We start from the raw sequence: 23,777 nt of genomic DNA, 5'->3' as shown, positions 1-23,777 counted from the left end.
ATCTAGATTTGGAGGTTTTGGGTTTGTATTATGCAAACGCAGCAGATAATAAATTTATCCTGCCGGGGAGATTAAGAATTTACATAAAAGAGCTTAAGAATAATCCTATATATTGTGAGCGCATCCATTGCTTACTTTCTAAAACTATTGGTATACACAGCGTAAAAGCCAATCACTTTACAGGAAAAGTATTGGTTTATTTTGATGAAAAAAAGATCGATGTTTCTACTTTGGAAAACCTGATGATGGAGGCGCAGCATCTAAATATCATTCCTGCTGGCAGTGCAAAATATCCGACTAGTGACGGGATCATGACGGAACTCTTAAAGCAGAAGGAATTCAAAAGAGTGGTCATCGCAGGTACTGTGCTGACAGGAATCCTTGTCAAGCAGATCTTTTTTGGAAGGACAACCTTAGCAGAAGATTATCGCATCTTTACCATTGCTTCTGCTGCTACGATCCTAACAGGATATCCACTGTTTAAGAAAGGAATTGACCGACTGCAGCAAAGAGGAATAAACTATGAGCTGATATTGAGTTTTTGTGCTTTTTCGTGCATTTTGCTTCGGGAAAGTACATTAAGTCTTTTTGTCATTACGACAGCTTATCTTAGCGAGGCCATCATGAAGACAATGGAGCAGCATTCCATGAAATTTTTGGAAGAATGTTTCCATAATGGAAATACAAAAGTCTATAAGCTGGTAGAAGGACAGCCTTTAGAAATAAGCTATGATGCCATAGTACCTGGGGACATGTTGCTGTTTACAGCAGGAGATTTTTTACCGGTAGATGGAGAAATCAGCTCAGGGGAGGCAGTCATCTGTCAAAAATCCTTCAATGGAGAGTCCATGCCCCATGGGGTAAAAACGGGAGATAAGGTATATGCTGGAACCAAAATAGCCCATGGAAGCATTCAAATCATTGTTAAGGCAGTTGGAGAGGATACAGAATATAGTAAAATTCTATCTTTATTAGATAATACATGGAAGACAAAATGGCAGCTTGAAAACAGGGTGGATCAAAGCTATCATCAGTGGATGCCCTTAGCAGCTGTCTTATCCTTTATTGGATTTGCAGTGACAGGGGATATTGTGATTCTCATTACCTTGCTATTGATTGCCTGTCCAAAGCCTGCTTATCACGCAACACCTATTGCAATAAGAACCGCTATGACCAGAGCTTATATGGAAGGCATAGTGATTAAAAATCCCTACGTCATAGAAAAGAGCAGTAAAGCATCCCGTGTGATTTTTGATAAAACAGGAACCCTTACCTTGGGCAGGGAGGAGAATGGAACCCTGGACCCTTTGAGAAGAGAAAGTATAAAAGCCATTAATCTATTGAAAATGCAAGGGCTTCGTAGTTTTGAAATACTATCGGGAGATAGATGTGAATTCGTAGAAAAGATCGCATCAGAATTAGGTATTGAAAACTATCAAGGAGGATTGTCGGCAAAGGATAAGGCACTAAGGGTACAAGCGGCTAAAGAAGAAGGGAATATTATCATCATGGTAGGAGACGGAATCAATGACGGGCCTGCCCTCTGTCATGCGCACGTAGGCATACTGATGACAGTGCATCCGGATCCCAACATGCTGCCCTGTGCTGATGTGGTTCTCCTCAATAATAATATTCTATCGGTTCCAAGGCTGATCGACCTTAGCCGCTGCACGATGAATAATATCAATCAAAGCTATCGTTTATCCATTAGTATGAATTTTTTTGGAGTGCTGCTGGTTTTAATCAATGGCATAAATCCATTTTTTGCATCCTTTTACAAAGACATAAATAGCTTGCTCGTTCTATTAAATGCCATGCGGTTGTCAAAAACCCCGTTGAAATATTTAAATAGGCAGGTGAATTAGTTGAATAATGCCCAAGAACTGAAACAAGATTTTGATGAAACCTTCCGACGATTAAAAAATCATATGGAAGAAAGTTTTAGTATGATTGAAAATAATCCCGCTCGTAGGGATGAAGTAATAGATCTTTGGAAAGATTATATACAAGCCTTTACAACCTATGCAGTACAAAGCAGTGAGCAGCATAACAACCGTGATATCTATAAGGCAATCACAAGAGCACTGATTTTTGGAAAATAAATGGAGGTGTAGTTAATGGATAATCCACTGAAACTTTTTGGGTCTCAGAGCTTTTTGGTAGGATTGGGTGTTGCAGCGGCAACTTACTTTTTAGGACCTCAAATCAAAGAGACCATCCGACCCATGGCAGTCAAAGGTACCCAGGGGATGATGATGATGACCGATAGAACCATGCGCATGATGCATGAGGGAAGAGATCGAATGGAAGACATGGTTGGAAAAATGGGACATATGGCGAAACCAGAACATATGGCCATGGGACAAATGGGTGTAATGGAAGCAATGCTGAAAGAGTTAAGAGAGGAACGGGAACGATCCAACAAGATGATGGAGGAATTCCGGGAGACCCTGATGAGTATCCGGGATGAGATTTCCAGCAATAGAAGAAACGGAGACGCAGCAGAAGACTTAATGTAGCGAAGATGAAAAGCCCGAGATTCTCGGGCTTTGTTTAGTCTTTTCTTATTTTTAAACGATTGATCACTTTACGGACACCTTCTGTATCCATGGCGATTTCTTTAGCCAGCTCCATTTCCTGACGGTTGCGCACATGACCGCTCAGCACTACACGGCCGTGGTCTACATGATGAGAGATATCAGGATGGCTGATATCCGTAGTACTAAGGGCCTGTGCAATCTTGCTGTTGATGACTGCATCATCGTGAATTCCCAGGCTGTCAATCTTAATATTATTGACTACATCTTTAATGCCTCTGGATTTCGATGCGACCTTCATAGCAATATGGGCATCCTCTAAAGTATGAGTACTGCCTACCAAATTGGCAACCCCATCCTCTACATGAACGCCTACACCCATGATACGGTCTGCATCCCGGTCAGTCATAAAGGCCTCGTTGATTTCTTTTTCCATATGGGTGTCGGTGATATTGCTGTCCATAGCAATGGTGATCTTGTTTTCAATCTTGCGGACACCGTCAATTTTCTTGGCGATGGATTCAGCCATCTGCTTCTCTGATAGTACATCCACCATGCCATACATATGCACTACGCCGTCTTTACAGAATAGGTTAATATCCATGGCACTGGCCTGCATTTTTTCTTCCAATTGATCCTTAATATAATCTACAATTAAATCATCCTTACTAGGCAGTTTGTCATTTTTTATTTGATTTTTTCTCTTTTCATCCATCTGGTCTTCATCCTTTCCAATGTTCTACAAGTATTTTTCCACAAAAACAAATAAACATGTAAGAAAACGATGGATTTCTAAATACTCGACAGATCATAAACCATTAAAATGTTAAAAATCATGGAAATAATTAATAAAACCTACCCATTGAAAATAGAATAGTGGTGTGAAATAATAAGATAAGAGCAATAATGTTTTGGGATGGTATGGATAATAAAACGAGCTTGAAGGAGTTTTTACATAAGCTTAGAATTAATAATATAACGAATTTGTTTACAGACACGAGAGGTGCTTATATTGAGACAAGTGATGGAAATGTTTTTAAACATAGGGGTCAGAGACGTCATCGACATGACGATTGTAGCCTTTGTTTTTTACAAGCTGTTCATGCTTATCCGTGAAACAAGGGCAGAGCAGTTAATCAAAGGTCTGCTGGTGCTGTTGATCGCTACGAAGCTGAGCGAGTGGTCAAGGCTATATGTAACCAACTGGATATTGAGAAATACCATGACATTGGGGATGATTGCTTTGCTGATCGTTTTCCAGCCGGAGCTGCGGCGGGCTTTAGAATACATTGGCCGAAGCAAATTCCTGACAAAATCCATCGTAGAATTGGCTGACGAGGATCTGTCCTTAAAAATCAATGAAATTGTGGAAGCTGTAGTAGAGCTGTCAAAACAGAAGATTGGTGCTTTGATCATCTTTGAAAGAGAAACAGGTATTGGAGACCTGATGGAAACAGGAACCCGTATCAATGGAGATATCTCCACCGGACTTTTAATAAATATTTTTATACCCAATACTCCCTTGCATGATGGTGCAGTCATTATCCGAAAAGACAGGATCATGGCTGCAGGATGTGTCCTGCCATTAAGTGAAAATCCCCATCTAAGCAAGACCCTGGGAACACGGCATCGTGCCGGACTGGGGATCACAGAACGCTCTGATGCAGTGGCAGTGATTGTATCAGAGGAAACAGGGGCCATTTCTGCGGCGGCTGATGGAAAACTGTCCCGATTTCTGGACGCTAAAACCCTGAGGCGAATATTGAAGAATGCTTACAAACCTGAAGATCAAAAGCCTTTGTTCAATTGGAAATGGAGGCAGAGAGATGAAAGATAAATTTAAATCACTGGTAGAAAGAACCCGTTTTTTTAATAGAAATACCACTCCCAAGCTGGTGTCCATTATTTTTGCTCTTGTAATGTGGCTTTATGTAATGGGAGAAGTAAATCCTGAAATGGTGATTCCGCTCAATAATGTCAGTGTACAATTGATGAATGTAGAGGATCTAAACAAGTCTGGCCTGGTCATCATAGGTCAGCAGGATTATACGGTTAATGTGAGGATTGCGGGGCGCAGAAATGATGTCTACAAGGTTTCTCCCCAGGACATCATTGTTCGTGCGGATTTAAGGGGTTTTCACAAGGGAACCAACAGCATCCCCCTAGAAGTCAGCGGTCCCCCCTATATCACCATACAGGATGTGTCTCCAAAGCAGCTGAAGATTACCTTAGATGAAATCGTGGTCAGACAAAGACCTGTAAACGTGGTTACTACCGGTACTCCGGTACCGGGATTTGAACCGGGAGATGCGGTCATCTCACCGAAGGAGGTCATGGTAGAGGGGCCTGAAAACATTGTTAATGCAGTAGCTCAAGTCGTAGGGGAAATCCCAGTTACAGACCAGATAACGGAAATCAACGAGAGGGTGCCGCTAATAGCAGTTAATGCAGAAGGAAAGACCATCAGCGGCGTGCAGATCAGCCAAAGATATGTAGAAGTAAAGCTTCCGATCCTGCCGACTAAGGAAGTTCCTATTGTTCTAGAGTTTCAGGGAAAACCAAGAGATAATTATAGGATCACCGAGGTAAAACTGAGCCAAGAAAACATATCGATCAAAGGACCGAAGGAAAAGCTAGATGGGATCACAGAGATTAAGGCGAGATCCATTGATATTGAGGGCATCGATAAATCTACGGAAAGAAATGTCAATTTATTGCTTCCTGAAGGGGTAACCCTGCTGAGAGACAGCAAGATTCCGAGAGTCGCCCTTACGGTAGAGAGGGTCTTGAATAAAGAATTCACTTATCAACGGGATGAGATTGCTATCGACAATATAGAAACAGGCTACAGGGTAGAATTAATCAAAGTACCTGAGAATATCCAAGTAAAAGTAGAAGCGGTAGAGAGTGTCATGAATGTGATCCAGCGTGGGGATATCAAACTATACATTAACGTAGATGACTTGACAGAGGGTAAGTATTCAACCGATATTGCCTTGATCACTGATAAAAAAATAGAAAAGCTTACAGCTGTACCTTCAAGAATTGATTTTGAAGTGAAAAGAGACAGAGACCTACAGCCCGGCGGCAGTGGACAAAACGATAACCAAGATTCCAACTGACCCATACAACAGCCTGGAGGATTTCCAGGCTGTTTTCAAAGGAGATAAAGCCAATGAAAAGAGAATTGGAAGTGATATTGGATTCAACCCATGACGCGATGATTGCTGTAGATGCACAGGGGATTATCACTCTTTTTAATAAGGCAGCTAAAAAACTCACCAAATTGGAAAGTGTAGATGTCATCGGGAAGCATATCACAGAAGTAGTGGAAAACACACGTCTGCCCTATATTCTGCAGACTGGGGAATCGGAGCTCAATCGAAAACAGCCTTTAGGAGATATCAGCATTATTACCAACCGAATGCCTGTCAAGGATGATTTGGGAAAAGTAATCGGGGCTGTTGCTGTTTTTCGGGACATTACAGAGGTCATAGAGCTGGCAGAGGAAATAACAAACTTAAGGGAAATGCAGAGTATGCTCCAGGCTATTTTTCATTCTACCCAGGACGCAATTTCAGTCGTAGACCAAAAAGCTATAGGGGTTATGGTCAATCCGGCCTACAGCAAACTGACAGGCCTTACAGAAAAGGATATTATCGGAAAACTGTGCACCGTAGACATTGCTGAAGGAGAGAGCATACACCTAAAGGTGCTCAACACCATGGAGCCGGTCAAAAATGCAAGGCTAAAAGTAGGTCCTTCCAGAAAAGAAGTGATTGCCGATGCAGCACCTATTATTGTAGACGGAGAACTGAGGGGAAGTGTGGCTGTACTTCATGATATTACGGAGATCAAAAGATTAACCCAGGAACTGAACCAGGCAAAACAGATTATACGGAAACTGGAGGCCAAGTACACCTTTGATGATATCGTCGCCGAGGATGAAAAAATACTTACGGCTATCGAAAAAGCAAAAAAAGCTGCAGTCACACCTGCTACAGTCATCCTCCGGGGGGAAAGCGGTACTGGAAAAGAATTGTTCGCCCATGCTATTCACAATTCCAGTATGAGGAAATATGGACAGTTTGTCCGGGTGAATTGTGCGGCTATTAACGAGAACCTTCTAGAGAGTGAACTGTTTGGATATGAGGAGGGTGCTTTTACCGGTGCCAGAAAGGGTGGAAAAATCGGACTTTTCGAGCAGGCCAATGGGGGAACCATCTTTTTGGATGAAATCGGTGAAATCAGTATCAGTACTCAGGCAAAGCTTTTGAGGGTTTTACAGGAGCGGGAAATTGTACGGGTAGGGGGAAACAAGCCCATCGCCATTGATGTGAGAGTGATTGCTGCAACAAATCTCGATTTGGAGCGGGCTGTAAAAGAGGGCCGCTTTAGAGAGGATCTATACTATCGGCTCAATGTAATCCCTATTTTCATCGTACCTCTTCGACAGCGTAAGAAGGATCTCTATCCCTTGGTGCAGCGGCTGATTAAAAAATTTAATCAGGAATACGGCCGATTTGTGCAGGATATTTCTCCTAAAGCTATGGATAACCTCATGGAGTACGACTGGCCCGGAAATGTACGGGAGCTGGAAAACTTCATAGGAAGGGCGATGATCAACATGCGATTTAACGAAGTAGTGATACGCTCCAATCATCTGCCCCTTTTAGAGAACAAGATTTATGTCCATGAGAATCTCCAGAGGGAGGATGGGGAGGGGAAGCCGGATATATTCCGCTCCTTAGAGGAAGTGCTTGAAGAAAAGGAAAAAAACTATATATTGTCCGTACTGCAGGCCTTCGATAATAATAGGACAAAGGCTGCTGAGCAGCTGGGGATTTCCATCCGAAATCTCTATTATAAACTTAAGAAATATGGAATCGAATAGAAAATGCAAAAAATTGCACGAAGTTACGTCTGTGCAATTTTTTTCATGCAATTTTCTGCAGGATACTACAAAAATAGTACAATGCTTCAACTATTTTTGTAGTATCCTTCTGAATAAAACCTGTGCCAGTCAGTATAATTTCTAAGCTTCAGTGCAATACCTAATACAGGGTGATTAAATAGCAAAAATGAAAAGTATTGGCACATAAGTTGCATGATCAATATATAAGAATATCGACGAGGTGATAAAGTAATGGCAAGAGAGTATACGTTGGTGATAAACCCTGGTTCTACATCTACTAAGGTTGCGGTTTTCAAAGGAGAAGAAAACGTTATCCAGAAGAATTTAAGCCATTCTCCCGAAGAACTGGATAAATTTCAAAAAATTACGGATCAATATGAATATCGTAGAGATATCATATTGGACTGGTTTAGGACAGAGGGATTCGACACCGCACAGCTTCAGGCAGTAGTGGGAAGAGGCGGATTATTAAAGCCCATGCCTAGCGGAACCTATATCGTAACAGACACGATGATTGAAGACCTTAAGATTGGTGTTCAAGGGGAACATGCTTCTAACTTAGGAGGAATCATTGCTAAGAGCATAGCAGAGGCTGCAGGGATTCAGGCCTATATCGTGGACCCGGTTGCAGTAGATGAATTTGATGATATTGCAAGAATTTCAGGCATGCCGGAAATCAATAGACGATCACTGCTCCATGCCTTAAATATAAAAGCTGTAGCCCATCGGGTTGCAAAAGAAATGAAGAAAGAAGTAAACGAGCTCAATTTAGTAATGGCCCACTTGGGCGGAGGCATCTCTATCGTTCCCCTGCGTAAAGGCAAAATGGTAGATGCTAATAATGCCAACGAAATGGGACCTATGTCCCCAGAAAGATCAGGGGGATTACCGGTGGGAGATTTGGCGAAGCTGTGCTTCTCAGGCAAATATACCCTGGCAGAAATCAAGAAGAAGATCAGTGGAAAAGGCGGTTTGGTTGCTTATTTAGGGACCAATGATGCAAGAGAAGTAGAAGAAAAGATCAACAACGGAGATGAGAAGGCGAAGCTGGTCTATGATGCCATGGGATATCAAATTGCCAAAGAAATTGGTGCTATGGCTGCAGTACTAGAGGGAAAAGTAGATGCGGTTGTACTGACCGGCGGCATGGCTTATTCAAAGATGTTAACCGGTTATATAGAAGAAAGAGTATCCTTCATCGCTCCAGTGATTGTAAAACCCGGTGAAGATGAAATGCTTGCTTTAAATGAAGGTGTAAATCGTGTTCTCTCAGGAAGAGAAGCCGCTAAGATCTATGAACAAGAGGTGAAGTAATCGATGAAAAATTTTCAACAAATATTAAACAGTGCTAAGGAAAGAGGGCCTAAAACCATTTCAGTGGCTGTAGCACAAGATTTAGAAGTACTGATGGCAGTCAGTCAAGCGAAGAATATGGGGATTGCCGATGCTATTTTAGTAGGAGATGCAGAGAAGATTGCTGAAATTGCAAAAGACATTCACTTGGACTTAAATCAATACAAAATCATTGATATCAAGGACATCACCGAAGCTTCCAGAAAGGCAGTTTCCTTAGTATCTGAAGGAAAAGCTCACATGGTGATGAAGGGATTGGTAGATACTTCCGTAGTGCTAAAGGCTGTGCTGGATCCGGAAATCGGACTGAGAACAGGCAATGCACTCAGTCATACAGCGGTGTTTGAAGTACCCGGCTATGATCGGTTTATCTTTGTGACGGATGCTGCGATGAATATTGCACCAGATCTGCAAACCAAAAAGCAAATCATAGAAAACGCAGTACAGGTAGCCCATGCCTTAGATATGGAGGTGCCGAAGGTAGCCGTAGTCTGTGCGAAGGAAAAAGTAGATCCCAAAATGCCCTCCACAGTAGATGCAAAAGCCCTAGAGGAAATGAATCAACAGGGAGAGATTGCAGGATGCATGGTTGGCGGTCCTTTCGGTCTGGACAACGCAGTGTCAGAAGAAGCTGCATCTCATAAGGGCATAGAGCACCCCGTGGCTGGTAAGGCAGACATCCTGCTGGTGCCAAACATTGAGGCAGGTAATGTACTGTACAAATCCATGGTATTTTTCTCAGAAACGAAAAACGCTGGGGTAATCGTAGGGGCGAAAGCACCTATCGTGCTGACCTCCAGAGCCGACAGCGACGAAACAAAATTGAATTCTATCGCCTTAGCGGTACTCATGGCTGTAAAAGCAGGAAAATAAGACTGTAGGGGCCGATGACTCTGTCGGCCTGAAAATATACCTAGAATATGCATAGAAAGAGAGGGAACCTCTACATGACAGAAGTTTATAGAATACTCACCATAAATCCAGGATCAACCTCAACGAAAATCGCTATCTTTGACAATGAAAAGCCTGTAATGGAAACAACCCTGAGACATCCGGCAGAAGAGATTAATAAGTTTGATAAAATATTTGACCAATATGAATTCAGAAAAAATGTGATCCTTGAAACCCTAAGCGAAAACGGCATTAACCTGACGAAGCTGAGCGCTGTTGTAGGCCGTGGCGGACTGCTAAAACCTATCCAAGGAGGTACCTATAGCGTATCCGACAGCATGATCGCTGATTTAAAAGCAGGTGTTTTAGGAGAACATGCTTCTAATCTTGGAGGCATCCTAGCTAGTGAAATCGCCAAGCAGCTGAACATTCCTGCTTTTATCGTGGACCCGGTAGTTGTAGACGAAATGGATGAAGTTGCTAGAATATCCGGTATGCCGGAGCTTGCAAGAAAAAGTATTTTTCATGCATTAAATCAAAAAGCAGTGGCCAGAAGAGCTGCAGCTGAAATGGGTAAGTCTTATGAAGATATCAATGTGATCGTAGCCCATCTAGGCGGAGGAATCTCAGTAGGCGCCCATAAAAATGGAAGAGTGATTGACGTAAACAATGCACTAGACGGAGAAGGACCATTCTCACCGGAAAGAGCAGGGGGACTGCCTGTAGGAGATCTGGCAAAGATGTGTTTCTCAGGTAAATATACACTGGATGATATTAAAAAGAAGATCAAGGGACAAGGCGGCTTAGTAGCATACTTAGGAACCAATGACGGCCGCGAAGTCGTAAAGATGATAGAAGAAGGAAACGAGAAGGCTGCCTTGGTGTATGAAGCCATGGCCTATCAGGTGGCAAAGGAAATCGGCAGCTGTGCAGCCGTACTGAAAGGAAAAGTAGATGCGGTGATTCTAACCGGCGGCATTGCCTACGACAAGCAGTTCGTCAAGTGGATTTCCGACCGTGTATCCTTCATTTCACAGGTGATCGTATACCCAGGAGAAGATGAGATGATTGCTTTAGCAGAAGGTGGACTCAGGGTACTGAGAGGAGAAGAAACTGCAAGAATCTACGAGTAAAATGCAGGGCGCGGACCACTGTGTTCGCCCGTTAGCACAGTAAATGTAAGGAATGACTCCTGTGCTGTTCCCTAATAAGGACTTAGCTTTATATCTATAAAAAGGATGATATTATGCAAAATGATCGAAGAATCCGTGTCATTATCGGACACTATGGCAGTGGCAAAACAGAATTTGCTGTAAACTATGCTATTAAGCTGGCACAAATGGGAAAGAAGGTTGCCCTGGCTGATCTGGATATCGTGAATCCCTATTTTCGCAGCAGAGAAAAACAGGAAATGCTGGAAGCCATGGGGATTACCGTTATAGGAAGTGGGTTGGAGAAATCTATGGGCTCTGATCTGCCGGCAGTTGCAGCGGCTGTTTTAGGTCCCATGCAGGATACTACTTGCGAAGTCATCCTGGATGTAGGCGGCGACTCAGTTGGTGCAAGAGCATTGGCAAGATACCACAGTTATTTTCAAAAAGGCAGCTATGACATGTTTTGCGTGTTAAATGCCAATCGGCCAGGAACACGGAGGGTGGAGGATGCAATCCGGCATCTGCAGGCCATCGAGCGTATGGCTAGAGCATCGGTAACTGGGTTGATTAACAATACCCACCTTCTCAGAGAAACGTCCGTAGAGGATGTAATGCAAGGTCAACAATTGGTAAAACAGGTCTCAGAAGCACTCCACATCCCAATTCGATATGTAAGTACGTTGGAAGAGGTTGCCCGACAGCTTCCGGCAGACATGGATGGGGAAATCTTCCCCATCAAAATGTACATGCGGGAGGATTGGATGTAGTACTTCTGAGATCCTTACAAATAAAGACAGCAGCGGTAAGGCACAGTAAAAATGTAAAAGGTTAGTAATCATAAGGAGGGTTGAATCATATGGCAAAAGCAAAAGGAAAGGTTTCCTTCAAAGAAGATTTATGCAAGGGCTGCGAACTATGTACAACCGTTTGTCCAGTAAATATTATCGAGATGGAGCGTACCAGAATCAATATAAAGGGTTATCATCCGGCTACAGTAAAGGAAATGGATAAATGTATCGGATGTGCAAATTGTGCAACGATCTGCCCTGATTTGGTTATCAATGTTGAAAGAGAAATGGACAAATAAGGAGGGAAAAGGAATGGCTAAAATATTAATGAAGGGCAACGAGGCTATCGGAGCAGCAGCGATTAAAGCAGGATGTAGATATTTCTTCGGATACCCTATTACACCGCAGAATGAGCTGCCTGAATATATGTCAAGAGAAATGCAAAAAGTAGGGGGCTGCTTTGTACAGGCAGAGAGCGAAGTATCCGCCATCAATATGGTATATGGCGCAGCGGGAACCGGCGCCAGAGTAATGACCTCTTCCTCATCACCTGGAATCGCGCTAAAGCAAGAGGGAATTTCCTACATTGCAGGAGCTGAGCTTCCCTGTGTAATTGTGAATATTTCTAGAGGAGGCCCTGGACTGGGTGGAATTCAGCCATCGCAGGCAGATTATTTCCAATCAACCAGAGGCGGCGGCAATGGAGATTACAGGCTATTGGTTTATGCCCCGGCAACGCTGCAAGAAGCTGTAGATTTGACAATGGAAGCTTTTGAAGCCGCTGATTTTTATAGAAATCCGGTCATGGTTATCGGAGACGGTATGATTGGTCAGATGATGGAGCCTATCGAGTTTAAAGAACCGGCAAAAAGAGAACTGCCGCCAAAGGACTGGGCGACTACAGGAACAAAGGGTGTAAGAAAGCCCAACATTATCAATTCCCTTGCCCTAGATCCAGCAGAACTGGAAAAACATAATATTCATCTTCAAAAGAAATATGCAGAGATGGAGAAAAATGAAGTTCGTTATGAAATGTACAACATGGAAAATCCTGAGATTGTAATGGTAGCCTATGGTACAACTGCAAGAGTTGTAAAAAATGCCATTGCAATGTTAAAAGAAGCTGGAATCAACGCAGGCTTAATCCGTCCGATTACCCTGTGGCCGTTCCCGACAAAAGCCTTTGATGAAATACCTGCCAATGCAAAAGCATTGCTGTCTGTAGAAATGAGTATGGGACAAATGATAGATGATGTGAAAATTGCCAACAACGGAAGACTGCCGGTACATTTCTATGGCAGAGCCGGCGGTATGATCCCAACACCTGATGCAGTGGTTGACAAGGTAAAAGAAATCCTAGGGGGTGTAAAATAATGGCTGTAATTTTTGAAAGAACAAATGGTTTAACAGAAAAACCCTTTCATTATTGCCCTGGATGTACCCACGGAGTAATCCACCGACTGGTCGGGGAAGTACTGGAAGAATTGGGAGTACTTGGAGAAACAATTGGTGTGGCACCTGTTGGATGTTCTGTATTGGCCTATGATTACTTCAACTGTGATATGCATGAAGCAGCCCATGGCCGTGCACCGGCTGTGGCAACCGGTATTAAGCGTGTATTCCCTGACAAAGTGGTATTTACCTATCAGGGAGATGGAGACCTGGCTTCCATCGGTACTGCTGAGATCATCCATGTAGCCCATAGAGCAGAAAAAATCACTACCATTTTCGTAAACAATGCTATCTATGGTATGACCGGCGGACAGATGGCACCAACCACTTTGATCGGACAAAAAGCTACTACAGCACCTTACGGAAGAGATGCAGGTGCTACAGGAAGACCATTAAAAGTATCGGAGATGCTTGCAACAATTGATGGAGCAGTGTTTGTTGAAAGAGTGGCTGTAAACACACCTGCCAATATTCGCAAAGCAAAAAAAGCGATTAAAAAGGCCTTTGAGGTGCAGCTTTCCGGAGAAGGCTTTGGAATCGTAGAAATACTATCAACTTGTCCAACCAACTGGGGACTTACACCTACAGAATCCCTCAAATGGCTGGAAGAGAATATGATGCCCTACTATCCGCTGGGAAATTTCAGAACACCTGAGGAGGTGAAGTAATATGGCAACACAACAAGTAATCTGCGCAGGCTTCGGAGGACAAGGGGTAATGTCCATGGGGCAGCTGTTGACGTATGCAGGGATGATAGAAGATAAGAATGTATCATGGCTTCCTTCCTATGGCCCGGAGATGCGGGGAGGAACTGCTAACTGCAGCGTGATCATATCTGAGAAGCCAGTGGGATCACCCATCGTAACCCATGCTACTTCAGCGATCGTGATGAATTTGCCATCTTTATTAAAATTTGAAAAGGATCTGGTGGAGGGCGGAATCCTGCTGATCAACAGCTCTTTAATTGAAAGAAAAGCAAGCCGTGATGATGTAAAAGCTTACTATGTACCTGCCAATGAGATCGCTAACGAGATTGGAAATGCTAAGGTTGCCAATATGGTTATGCTGGGGGCATTCCTTGAACTAACAAAGGTAGTTTCAGTAGATTCTATTATTGCTGCACTGAAAAAAGTGTTTGGACCGGCAAAAGAGCATTTAATTCCTATGAATAAAGAGGCACTGGAAAAGGGTGCAGAAGCGGTTAGAGGATAAAATAATAACAAATTTAAAAAATGAATGACGGATTTAAAAGCCGTCGTTCATTTTTTTGCTTATAATTAACAGAAAATTCTAATATAGTTCTCGATATAAAGGTGCTATAATAAACATATTAAAACATATGGAAGATTATTGCATTAAAAAACTATTTGAAATATTTAAGCAAATTAGTATATAATGATACCTAATTTACTTTCCCAGATTTTAAACCAATAATCCATGCATTTCTACCATTCAATCTTAAAAATATACAACTGAGGCTATAATTACTTTTATAATAATCAGAGAATTTATATAATTAGTGTAATAAATCATGAAAGCGTTGTCAGCAACCCAACAGGAAAAAGACTAGAGATAAGGGTGATAAGAATGGAATATATAAGCTACCAAAATCTGTTGGAAGAACGTCTAAGAAGGAACTTCGATATAGAAAAGGATTATGTCTATCGTGAAACGAAGCTGGATATAATGGCAAAATATAATATCCGCAATGAAAGATATATCGCTACAAAAAAAGCTACCATTTACGCTTTTGAAAATAACGAATACTGTATGATCAAACATTTTCAACGGATTGATAAAGATGGGCTGCATACGTATACAGAACTGTTAAAAAGTGCAGTAGAAGATTTTGTAAAAATCCATGATGAACATATGTCTACATTGATCACGGGAGTCATTGTTTTAGATGAACACCCTGATGATGAGATTATCCATCTTGTGAAAAAGTTTAAATTCCACAAAAGCTATGCCTTCGGGTTTAAAGGCTGGGCAGATGTAGCCCTTGTATTGGTGTCATTAAATCAAAATGAGGTTATAACCAATAAAAAAGGAAAGGAGGTTCTAAAAGCCTATCGGTTATAACTTTAGATATAGTCTTCATAGTATTTATATTTTATTTGAACAATTAAAAAATAAAACTTTAAAAGTAAAGGAGGAACTTTTATGAACTCATTAGTATTAGTTATTGCAAGTATTATCATCTTCAGCATCGCCTATGTCACTTATGGGGCATGGCTGGCAAAACAGTGGGGAGTAGATCCTACCAGAAAAACACCTGCTCATACAAAGGGTGATGGTGTAGACTATGTACCGGCATCCGCTCCTGTATTATTAGGTCACCACTTTGCATCCATCGCAGGTGCAGGCCCGATCGCAGGACCAATCCAGGCTGCTATCTTTGGCTGGGTGCCAGTAATGCTTTGGATCATCATCGGAGGTATCTTCTTTGGCGGCGTTCAGGACTTCGGTTCACTATTTGCATCTATCCGTCACGATGGTAAATCTATCGGTGAAATCATTGAAGCTAATATGGGTAGAAAAGGTAAGCGCTTATTTGCTATCTTTGCTTGGTTAACACTGCTATTGGTTGTTGCAGCCTTTACAAACATCGTTGCAAATACCTTCGTAAGCGTACCGGAAGCAGCATCTGCATCTGTTATGTTTATCGTTTTAGCTATTGTTTTTGGTTTTGCAGTATACAGAAAGGGTGTAAATCTAACGATTGCAAGTATCGTGGGAGTAGCTTTACTGTTTACCTGTATCGCATTAGGAAACATGTTCCCATTAGTATTAAGCAAAAACGTATGGGTTGGACTATTAATGGTATACATCTTCGTAGCTTCTGTTACACCTGTATGGATCTTGTTACAGCCTAGAGATTATTTGAACTCATATCTACTATATGCAATGATCATAGGTGCAGTTTTAGGCTTGGTAATCACAAGGCCAACAATCCAACTTCAAGCATTTACTGGTTTTAATGTAAATGGATCTTTCTTGTTCCCAATGCTGTTTGTAACAGTTGCTTGTGGTGCGATTTCCGGATTCCACTCCCTAGTTGGTTCTGGAACATCTTCCAAGCAGATTAACAATGAAGCGGATGCAAAGATCATAGGCTACGGCGGTATGCTAATTGAGTGTGTTCTTGCAGTAATCGCTATCATCACAGCTGCTTATGTTACTGGCGATAAATTTGCTGAACTGGCAAAAGCCGGCGGACCGGTTAATGTATTCTCCGATGGTATCGGTAACTTCATGACGAGCTTTGGTATTCCATTCACTGTAGGTAAATCCTTCGTTGCCCTTGCAGTATCCGCTTTCGCATTAACCAGCTTGGATACAGCAACAAGACTTGGCCGATTTATCTTCCAGGAGTACTTTGAAGATAATACAAAAGAAACACAGAGTATCTTTACAAATCGTTATGTATCTACAACGATTACCGTTGTATTAGGTGGATGGCTGGCATTAGGAAGCTACAATGCAATCTGGCCCGTATTTGGTTCTGCTAATCAGCTGCTTGCTGCGTTGGCATTGATTGCAATTGCTGTTTGGCTGAAGAATATCGGGAAAAACTACACGATGTTCGTCATTCCAATGTGCTTCATGTTCGTTGTTACTGTAGTGGCATTGATTCTATTAATCAATGCAAACCTTGCAAAGGCAAACTATGTGCTGGTGGTATTCCCAATTCTGCTGCTGGTATTGGCTTTCATCCTTGCAGCCTATGCATATCAGGTATTAACAAAGAAACCCAGCGTAAAAGCTTAGCCTTAATTATGTAATAAAGTCCGAAAAGGGTATCCTAATCATAGGGTATCCTTTTTTATTGAATCCATAGGAAAAACTAGATATAATTTTAGTATGTCGAAATATCTTAGTAAGGATCTAAGATGAAACAGAAAACAGAAAGGGTGAGAAGATGCAAAAAATCATTGATCTTCGTTCGGATACCGTCACGCAGCCTACTCAGGAAATGCGGGATGCCATGTATCATGCAGTGGTAGGAGACGATATCATGGGAGAAGATCCTACGGTAAGAGAATTAGAAACCCTGGCGGCAGAGTTGATGGGAAAAGAGGATGGATTATTTTTTAGTTCGGGTACGTTGGCCAATCAGGCAGCAGTAATGACTTATACCCAACGGGGAGAAGAAATCATCGTAGGAGATACCTCCCATATATATAACCTAGAGGTTGGGGGACTTTCTGCATTATCACAGGTGCAGCCAAGGCCAATATCTGTACCTAATGGATTTTATGATATCAGCCTCATGGAAGACTTGATCCAGGAAGAGGGAATACAGAGAGCAAAAACCTCCTTGATCTGTATAGAAAACACCAACAACCTCAATGCAGGTATGGTCGTACCTTTAGAAAACATTAATCAAGTCTGCGACTTAGGGAAAAGACACAACATCCCCGTATATATGGATGGTGCCAGAATCTTCAATGCAGCGGTGGCCTCTAGTATGGAAGCCAAGGAAATCGTAAAAAACGTAGATGCAGTGATGTTTGCACTCACCAAGGGTCTAAGTGCTCCTTTTGGCGCAGTTCTAACAGGAAGAAAAGAGTTTATACAAAAAGCCCGCTGGATGAAGCAAAGGTTAGGCGGGGGCTTCCGTCAGGCTGGGTTTATCGCAGCTCCTGGGATTGTTGCCTTGAAGACCATGATGCCTCAGATTGCAAAAGACCATAAAAATGCTCAGCTTTTAGGAAAAGGTTTGGCTGGTGTAGAAGGGTTAATCATAGATGTTTCTAAGATACATACCAATATCGTTACGGCATCGGTTGAACAACTGCCTATTACCATAGAGAATTTTTTAGACCAACTGCTTGAAAAAGGAATCAAAGCGAAGCGCATTTCCAAGACCTCCTTCCGCATGGTTACCCACCTGGGTATCGAAGAAAGCCATGTGCAGGAGGTGATTGAAGCTGTAAAAAATATTGTATCCCAATTATAGGAGGAATCCAATATGGAAAGAAGACAAATGCTGCATATTCCAGGGCCTACCAATATCCCTGAGCGTATACTGCGCAGCCTTTCTCAACCATTGATCAATCATAGAGGACCGGAATTTGAAGCCCTGCTATCTACTTGTGCAGCAGGATTAAAGAAGGTTTTTCGTACGGAAAATGACATCCTGATCTTTCCCAGCTCTGGCAGCGGCGCTCTAGAATCTGCCATCGTCAATTTGTTTTCCCCAGGGGATACGATTCTAGCCGTTTGCCTGGGTGTTTTCAGCGATAGAATGGCTGAAATCGGAGAAAAGCATGGACTGAATGTGATCCGTCTGACCAAGGAATGGGGACAAGCCGCCAGGGTAGAGGAAATCGAAGCCATACTGGCTCAGGATCAGGAAGGAAAAATCAAGGCTGTGTGTCTGCCTCAAAATGAAACCACCTCGGCTATCGGTATTGATGTTGAGGGCATATCCAGGATGATGCAGCAGATGGGCCATGGAGCGATTTTGGTTGTTGATGCTATCAGTTCTCTGGCTTGCGTTCCGTTGGAAACAGATGCTTGGGGTGTAGATGTGGTTATCAGTGCATCTCAAAAAGGATTGATGCTTCCGCCGGGTATCGGGCTGGTGTCCGTAAGTGAACGGGCATGGCAGAGAGTAGAGCAATCTACTATGCCTAGATGGTATTGGGACTATAAAGCGGTAAAGGATAAAATGACAACCTTTCAGTTTCCATATACCCCCGCTACTACTTTGCTTTTCGGATTAAGGGAAGCCTTAGAAATGCTCAATGAAGAAGGTATGGAAAAGGTTTGGGAAAGACATCAGCTCATTGGGCAAGGGGTCAGAAATGCCGTAGAGGCTATGGGCCTTACCTTATTTTCTGATAAAGAGCATGCCTCCGATACAGTCACCGCAATCTTAATGCCCGAAAGAGTTAAATATAAAGAGCTTGCAGAGCTGTTGCGTACAAAGTATGATATCGTCATCGGCGGAGGACTGCAAAAGCTGCAGGGCCAGATTTTTCGTATCGGGCACATGGGTGCCATCCACTTCATGGACATGTATGCAGTCCTAGGGGCTGTTGAGATGGCCCTGGTAGAACTGGGCTATGAAGTTGAGCTGGGCACAGCAGCAGCATCTTTAGCCAGGACCTTTATCAAAAAATAGATAAGTGCGGGATCATTGTAGGGTGCTGACCTCTATGTCCGCCCGGGAAAAAACCACCAATTGGTGGTTTTTATTTTGAAATAAAGGATAACATAAACAAAGCTCCCTCAAAAAACAAATTTGATTATGCAATAAACGCAGGGGGCAGGCCATAGGTGTTAACTTAACCCATAATTTGTCATCCTGAGCGGAGTAAAACGGAGTCGAAGGATCTTTAAGCTAGATGATATATTCTGATAATCAAAAGTAATCTTGCTTATGTTCTATAAGATTCTTCGCTAACGCTCAGAATGACATGCTTCTAAGGTTTATTTGGAAATATTTAAATTTAGTTGATGCCTATGGGGGGTAGGCCTTGTGTCTGACCGAGTAAGAGAATAAATATTTATATTCAGGTGTCTCAAAAAAACATTTCGCAAAACATGGAACTTTTCAGCGAAATACTGCGACAAAAAGCTGTGGGGGAAAAATTGAATAAGCATCAAGAATATGATAAAATAATAAAGATTAACTTTGTCTAAAGTATCGTAATAGATTTAAGTGGCATAAGATGTTATTACGAGAGGAGTCTAAACACATGGGAAAGCTGTTTGGTACTGATGGTGTGAGAGGTATTGCAAATACGGAATTAACAGCAGAAATAGCATATAAACTGGGTAGAGTCGGTGCATACATACTGACCAGAGGACAAAAGAAAGCAAAAATTGTAATTGGTCGGGACACGAGAATATCTGGGGATATGTTGGAGGCAGCACTGACAGCGGGAATCCTTTCTACGGGAGCAGATGTATTGAGTGTGGGTATTGTACCGACGCCTGCGGTTGCATATTTGACAAGACATTATGGAGCCAATGCGGGAGTCGTTATTTCTGCTTCCCATAATCCTGTGGAATATAACGGAATCAAATTCTTTAATCAGGAGGGCTTTAAGCTGCCTGACGAAGTTGAAGAGGAAATAGAAGATATTATTTTAAATAATAAAGACATTGATTTAAATCCTACAGGCAAAGACGTGGGAAGAAGAGTGGAAATCGATGATGCTATCAAGCAATATGCAAGTTTTCTAAAGAGTACCATCAATGTGGATTTGAGAGGGATGAAAATCGCAGTAGACTGTGCCAATGGTGCAGCCTATGTGGCGGCACCATCCATTTTGTCAGCTTTAGGAGCCGAGATCAAGATCATTCACCATAAGCCTGATGGGCTGAATATTAACCATAACTGTGGGTCTACCCATCCAGAAGAGGTACAAAAGCTGGTGGTTGACTGGGGTGCTGATGCAGGCCTTGCCTTTGACGGGGATGCAGACCGATTGATTGCAGTCAATGAAAAGGGCCAAATCGTCGATGGAGATAAAATTCTTACCATCTGTGGAACTCATCTAAAAGAACAGGGTAAGCTTGCCAAGGATACTGTGGTAGCCACAGTGATGAGCAATATCGGTTTAGATATCGCACTGAAAAAAGCAGGCTGCAGACTAGAAAGAACCAATGTAGGAGATCGCTATGTACTGGAGAAAATGCTTCAATCCGGCTATGTTCTCGGAGGAGAGCAGTCAGGACATCTAATCTTTTTAGAACACAATACTACTGGAGACGGATTATTATCTGCACTACAGCTTTTATCGGTAATGAAGGAGAAAAAGCAGGCATTGTCAAAGCTGGCCGGAGCTATGACTACCTATCCGCAGGTACTGGTCAATGCTAAGGTAACCAACGGCAATAAGTATCGATATATGGAAGATGAAGTGGTTGCAGCAGAAATCAAGAAACTGGAAGACCTAATGGCTGGAGAAGGGAGAGTATTGATTCGACCTTCTGGTACAGAGCCACTGGTAAGAGTGATGCTGGAGGGTAAGGATGAAACGGAACTGCGAACCCTAGCCCAAAACCTAGCATCTGTCATAGAAGAAAGACTGCAGTAACTTATAAATATTGCTAAAGACACTATACAATGTAGGGAACGATCCCTGTGCCGTTCCTCTGAATGTTAGATTTCTCAATCACACATCCATAAGCCCGGAACAACCGGGCTTACCCAATCTTTTTGGAAAAAGATGTAGTTGACATTGGACAGAGAAAAAGAATATACTTAATTGTCAGTAGTAAGTACCGCGGGCCGTGCCCGTTACCGCATAGTTAATGACTGTAGGGAACGACGCCCTCGTCGTTCCAGTGATAAAAGAATGTAGGGTGCGGACCTGTGTGTCCGCTCGTTAACCAAAACTGTAAGGAACGACGCCCTCGTCGTTTCGCAAAACCTCTGAAAGGGGTGAGGCCTATCGCGAACCATTAAAAAGAATACCAAATAAAAGCGCCAGGACTTGAATCAGATCGGACAATTCAGGATTCAAGTTGACGAGGTCCAGGGTTTATCGAAGATTCGGCGGATGCCCTGCGGAATTCACCAACGTTAAACGTCCTACAAAGACTCCAAGTGATTGGAGGGACAAATGGGACTGGGTGACAAAACTGAATCAGGAAATAGAAGGGTAGTAAATTTAACGGGAAAAATACTGCCAGGGTCTTTTATTGCCAAAATTCAGTCCTCACAAAAACTAATAATATGAAAAAGAATGGAGACGTGTTAACTATGTGTGGAATCGTTGGATATATTGGTGAAAAAGAAGCAATATCTGTGTTAATCGAAGGATTATCAAGACTGGAATATAGAGGATATGATTCTGCGGGTATCGCAGTATACGATGAGGGGGCAGTAAAGGTAAGAAAATATAAAGGCAGACTCAGTGTACTGGCAGATCACTTAAAGAAAGAAACCCTTACAGGAAACCTGGGAATCGGTCATACAAGATGGGCTACCCATGGAGAACCTTCTGATCGTAATGCCCATCCCCATACCAATGTAGCAGGAAATATCGCTGTAATTCACAACGGTATTATTGAAAACTACATGAAGATCAAAGAATGGTTAATCGAAGAAAAGGGTATCGTATTTAAATCAGAGACGGATACAGAGGTAATTGCTCATCTAATCGATCATTTTTATGAGGGTGATTTACTGCAGGCAGTATTTAAGACCATCGAAAAAATGGAAGGTGCCTATGCCCTTGGAGTAGTTTGCAAGGAAGAACCGGATAAAATCGTAGCCGTAAGAAAAGACAGTCCGTTGATTATCGGATTGGGCGAAGGTGAAAACTTTATCGCATCAGATATACCGGCGTTGTTAAAGTATACTAGAAAAATGCACTTGATCGAAAATGATGAAATTGTGCTGCTTACAAAGGATGAAGTGAAGATCTTTAACGAGTTGGGCCAGCAGATGGACAGAGAAATATTCCACGTGACTTGGGATGCAGAAGCTGCTGAAAAAGAAGGCTATGAACACTTTATGATGAAGGAAATTCACGAGCAGCCAAAGGGTGTTTCTGAAACACTGCTGAGAAGGCTGGATAAAGAAGAACATATCGTTTTAGACGGTATTAAATTAACAAAGGAAGACCTGGACAAAATCAATAAGATCTATATCGTAGCTTGCGGTACTGCTTATCATGCAGGACTTGTAGGCAGATTTGCCATCGAAAAGTTTGCGAAGATACCGGTAGAGGTTGACGTGGCTTCCGAATTCAGATATAGAGATCCATTTATAGATGAAAATACCTTATTTATTGCTATCAGTCAGTCTGGAGAAACATTAGATACACTGGCTGCACTAAGAGAAGCAAAAAGAAAAGGTGCCAGAGTACTATCTGTAGTCAATGTGGTAGGCAGCTCCGTAGCGAGAGAATCCGATGATGTATTCTATACTTGGGCAGGACCGGAGATCGCTGTAGCTTCCACAAAGGCCTACACAACACAGCTGGTAGCCATGTACCTGGTAGCACTCCACATGGCTATGACAAAAGGAACCTTAAGCCAAGAGGAGTACAAGAAGATCATCGCTGAGCTAAAGTCTATGCCTGAAAAGGTACAGCACGTACTGAACAATTGCAATACGATCCAGCACCTGGCAGACCATCAGTTCAACAACGAAAGCGTATTCTTCATGGGAAGAGGACTTGATGTTAATGTTGCACATGAAGGTTCATTAAAGTTAAAGGAGATTTCCTATATCAATTCCTTTGCCATTGCAGCAGGAGAGTTAAAGCATGGGACCATTGCATTGATTGAGGATGGAACCCTTGTGGTTGCTTTAGCCACACAGGACAGACTATATGATAAGATGCTTTCCAACATCCAAGAGGTAAGAGCAAGAGGCGCTTACGTAGTAGGGGTTGCAAAGGAAGGAAATAAGGAGATCGAAAAGACTGCTGATGTAGTACTTTATATCCCGGATACCATGGATGAACTAACTCCGATCTTGAGCGTGGTACCGCTGCAGCTGCTGGCATACTATATCGCCGTAGCAAGAGGCTGCGACGTTGATAAGCCAAAGAACTTGGCGAAATCCGTTACTGTAGAGTAGGATACAGGGTTGTAAAAGTAAAATTATATAGTTGATGTTGTATAACCCAAAAAAACTCGTGTCACGAATAAAAAAGTCGTGTTAAAAATAAAAAAGTTGTGTTAAAAGTCATGGTGAAAATAGGGTAGAAAA

General features: G+C 42.4%; 21 protein-coding genes. 20 read left to right on the top strand and 1 reads right to left on the bottom strand.

Going from position 1 to position 23,777, the window contains the following annotated elements; genetic code table 11:
- Positions 1 to 23: 23 nt before the first annotated feature.
- The 3 genes from BUB56_RS14660 to BUB56_RS14650 are packed head-to-tail and all read left to right on the top strand — an operon-like array spanning position 24 to position 2,519.
- Complete coding sequence (locus tag BUB56_RS14660) at positions 24 to 1,865, top strand: HAD-IC family P-type ATPase (RefSeq protein WP_110942053.1); 1,842 nt, start codon at positions 24 to 26, stop codon at positions 1,863 to 1,865.
- Positions 1,866 to 2,102 (top strand): hypothetical protein, encoded by a 237-nt coding sequence (locus BUB56_RS14655; RefSeq protein ID WP_110942052.1) that lies wholly within the window; start codon positions 1,866 to 1,868, stop codon positions 2,100 to 2,102.
- Between the two features lie 15 nt (positions 2,103 to 2,117).
- The gene (locus BUB56_RS14650) at positions 2,118 to 2,519 is read left to right on the top strand and encodes a hypothetical protein (protein WP_110942051.1); all 402 of its coding nucleotides are present in this window, start codon (positions 2,118 to 2,120) and stop codon (positions 2,517 to 2,519) included.
- Positions 2,520 to 2,553: 34 nt separating this feature from the next.
- Here the strand turns inward: BUB56_RS14650 and BUB56_RS14645 are convergent, their stop codons facing one another.
- Positions 2,554 to 3,252: a BON domain-containing protein gene (locus tag BUB56_RS14645; RefSeq protein WP_110942050.1), complete on the bottom strand. Its 699-nt coding sequence runs from the start codon at positions 3,250 to 3,252 to the stop codon at positions 2,554 to 2,556.
- Between the two features lie 288 nt (positions 3,253 to 3,540).
- Between BUB56_RS14645 and cdaA the strand changes: the two genes are divergently transcribed.
- The 17 genes from cdaA (at position 3,541) to glmS (ending at position 23,645) form a co-directional block, all read left to right on the top strand.
- Entirely contained in the window at positions 3,541 to 4,374 is an 834-nt protein-coding gene (cdaA, locus tag BUB56_RS14640; RefSeq protein WP_334292840.1) for a diadenylate cyclase CdaA, read from the top strand.
- Positions 4,364 to 5,659: a CdaR family protein gene (locus tag BUB56_RS14635; RefSeq protein WP_190014569.1), complete on the top strand. Its 1,296-nt coding sequence runs from the start codon at positions 4,364 to 4,366 to the stop codon at positions 5,657 to 5,659. Before cdaA ends, BUB56_RS14635 begins: the two co-directional genes overlap by 11 nt.
- A gap of 53 nt (positions 5,660 to 5,712) precedes the next feature.
- On the top strand, positions 5,713 to 7,431 hold the full coding sequence (locus BUB56_RS14630; protein ID WP_110942048.1) for a sigma-54 interaction domain-containing protein: 1,719 nt from the start codon (positions 5,713 to 5,715) through the stop codon (positions 7,429 to 7,431).
- Positions 7,432 to 7,683: 252 nt separating this feature from the next.
- Positions 7,684 to 8,766 (top strand): butyrate kinase, encoded by a 1,083-nt coding sequence (gene buk / locus BUB56_RS14625; protein ID WP_110942047.1) that lies wholly within the window; start codon positions 7,684 to 7,686, stop codon positions 8,764 to 8,766.
- 3 nt (positions 8,767 to 8,769) lie between these two features.
- Entirely contained in the window at positions 8,770 to 9,678 is a 909-nt protein-coding gene (gene ptb / locus BUB56_RS14620; RefSeq protein WP_110942046.1) for a phosphate butyryltransferase, read from the top strand.
- Between the two features lie 74 nt (positions 9,679 to 9,752).
- A complete protein-coding gene (buk, locus tag BUB56_RS14615; RefSeq protein ID WP_110942045.1) occupies positions 9,753 to 10,829 on the top strand; it encodes a butyrate kinase in 1,077 nt (358 codons plus the stop codon).
- A 113-nt stretch (positions 10,830 to 10,942) separates the two neighbouring features.
- Complete coding sequence (locus BUB56_RS14610; RefSeq protein ID WP_110942044.1) at positions 10,943 to 11,617, top strand: nucleotide-binding protein; 675 nt, start codon at positions 10,943 to 10,945, stop codon at positions 11,615 to 11,617.
- A gap of 89 nt (positions 11,618 to 11,706) precedes the next feature.
- Complete coding sequence (locus BUB56_RS14605) at positions 11,707 to 11,937, top strand: 4Fe-4S dicluster domain-containing protein (RefSeq protein WP_110942043.1); 231 nt, start codon at positions 11,707 to 11,709, stop codon at positions 11,935 to 11,937.
- A 13-nt stretch (positions 11,938 to 11,950) separates the two neighbouring features.
- On the top strand, positions 11,951 to 13,012 hold the full coding sequence (locus BUB56_RS14600; RefSeq protein ID WP_110942042.1) for a 3-methyl-2-oxobutanoate dehydrogenase subunit VorB: 1,062 nt from the start codon (positions 11,951 to 11,953) through the stop codon (positions 13,010 to 13,012).
- A complete protein-coding gene (locus BUB56_RS14595; protein ID WP_110942041.1) occupies positions 13,012 to 13,758 on the top strand; it encodes a thiamine pyrophosphate-dependent enzyme in 747 nt (248 codons plus the stop codon). The genes BUB56_RS14600 and BUB56_RS14595 overlap by 1 nt, the downstream gene beginning before the upstream one ends.
- Position 13,759: 1 nt before the next feature.
- On the top strand, positions 13,760 to 14,302 hold the full coding sequence (locus tag BUB56_RS14590; RefSeq protein ID WP_110942040.1) for a 2-oxoacid:acceptor oxidoreductase family protein: 543 nt from the start codon (positions 13,760 to 13,762) through the stop codon (positions 14,300 to 14,302).
- Between the two features lie 375 nt (positions 14,303 to 14,677).
- On the top strand, positions 14,678 to 15,172 hold the full coding sequence (locus tag BUB56_RS14585) for a hypothetical protein (RefSeq protein ID WP_110942039.1): 495 nt from the start codon (positions 14,678 to 14,680) through the stop codon (positions 15,170 to 15,172).
- A gap of 81 nt (positions 15,173 to 15,253) precedes the next feature.
- Positions 15,254 to 16,861 (top strand): carbon starvation CstA family protein, encoded by a 1,608-nt coding sequence (locus BUB56_RS14580; protein WP_110942038.1) that lies wholly within the window; start codon positions 15,254 to 15,256, stop codon positions 16,859 to 16,861.
- 151 nt (positions 16,862 to 17,012) lie between these two features.
- On the top strand, positions 17,013 to 18,053 hold the full coding sequence (locus tag BUB56_RS14575) for a threonine aldolase family protein (protein WP_110942037.1): 1,041 nt from the start codon (positions 17,013 to 17,015) through the stop codon (positions 18,051 to 18,053).
- Positions 18,054 to 18,065: 12 nt separating this feature from the next.
- Positions 18,066 to 19,223 (top strand): pyridoxal-phosphate-dependent aminotransferase family protein, encoded by a 1,158-nt coding sequence (locus tag BUB56_RS14570; RefSeq protein WP_110942036.1) that lies wholly within the window; start codon positions 18,066 to 18,068, stop codon positions 19,221 to 19,223.
- A gap of 577 nt (positions 19,224 to 19,800) precedes the next feature.
- Complete coding sequence (glmM, locus tag BUB56_RS14565; RefSeq protein ID WP_110942035.1) at positions 19,801 to 21,147, top strand: phosphoglucosamine mutase; 1,347 nt, start codon at positions 19,801 to 19,803, stop codon at positions 21,145 to 21,147.
- A gap of 668 nt (positions 21,148 to 21,815) precedes the next feature.
- Positions 21,816 to 23,645 carry a glutamine--fructose-6-phosphate transaminase (isomerizing) gene (gene glmS / locus BUB56_RS14560; RefSeq protein ID WP_110942034.1) on the top strand — a complete coding sequence of 610 codons (1,830 nt, stop codon included), beginning with the start codon at positions 21,816 to 21,818 and terminating at the stop codon, positions 23,643 to 23,645.
- Positions 23,646 to 23,777 lie beyond the last annotated feature (132 nt).

The sequence above is a fragment of the Geosporobacter subterraneus DSM 17957 genome (genome assembly GCF_900142145.1).
GTDB lineage: Bacteria > Bacillota > Clostridia > Peptostreptococcales > Thermotaleaceae > Geosporobacter > Geosporobacter subterraneus.
This window is presented reverse-complemented; position numbering and strand designations above follow the sequence as displayed.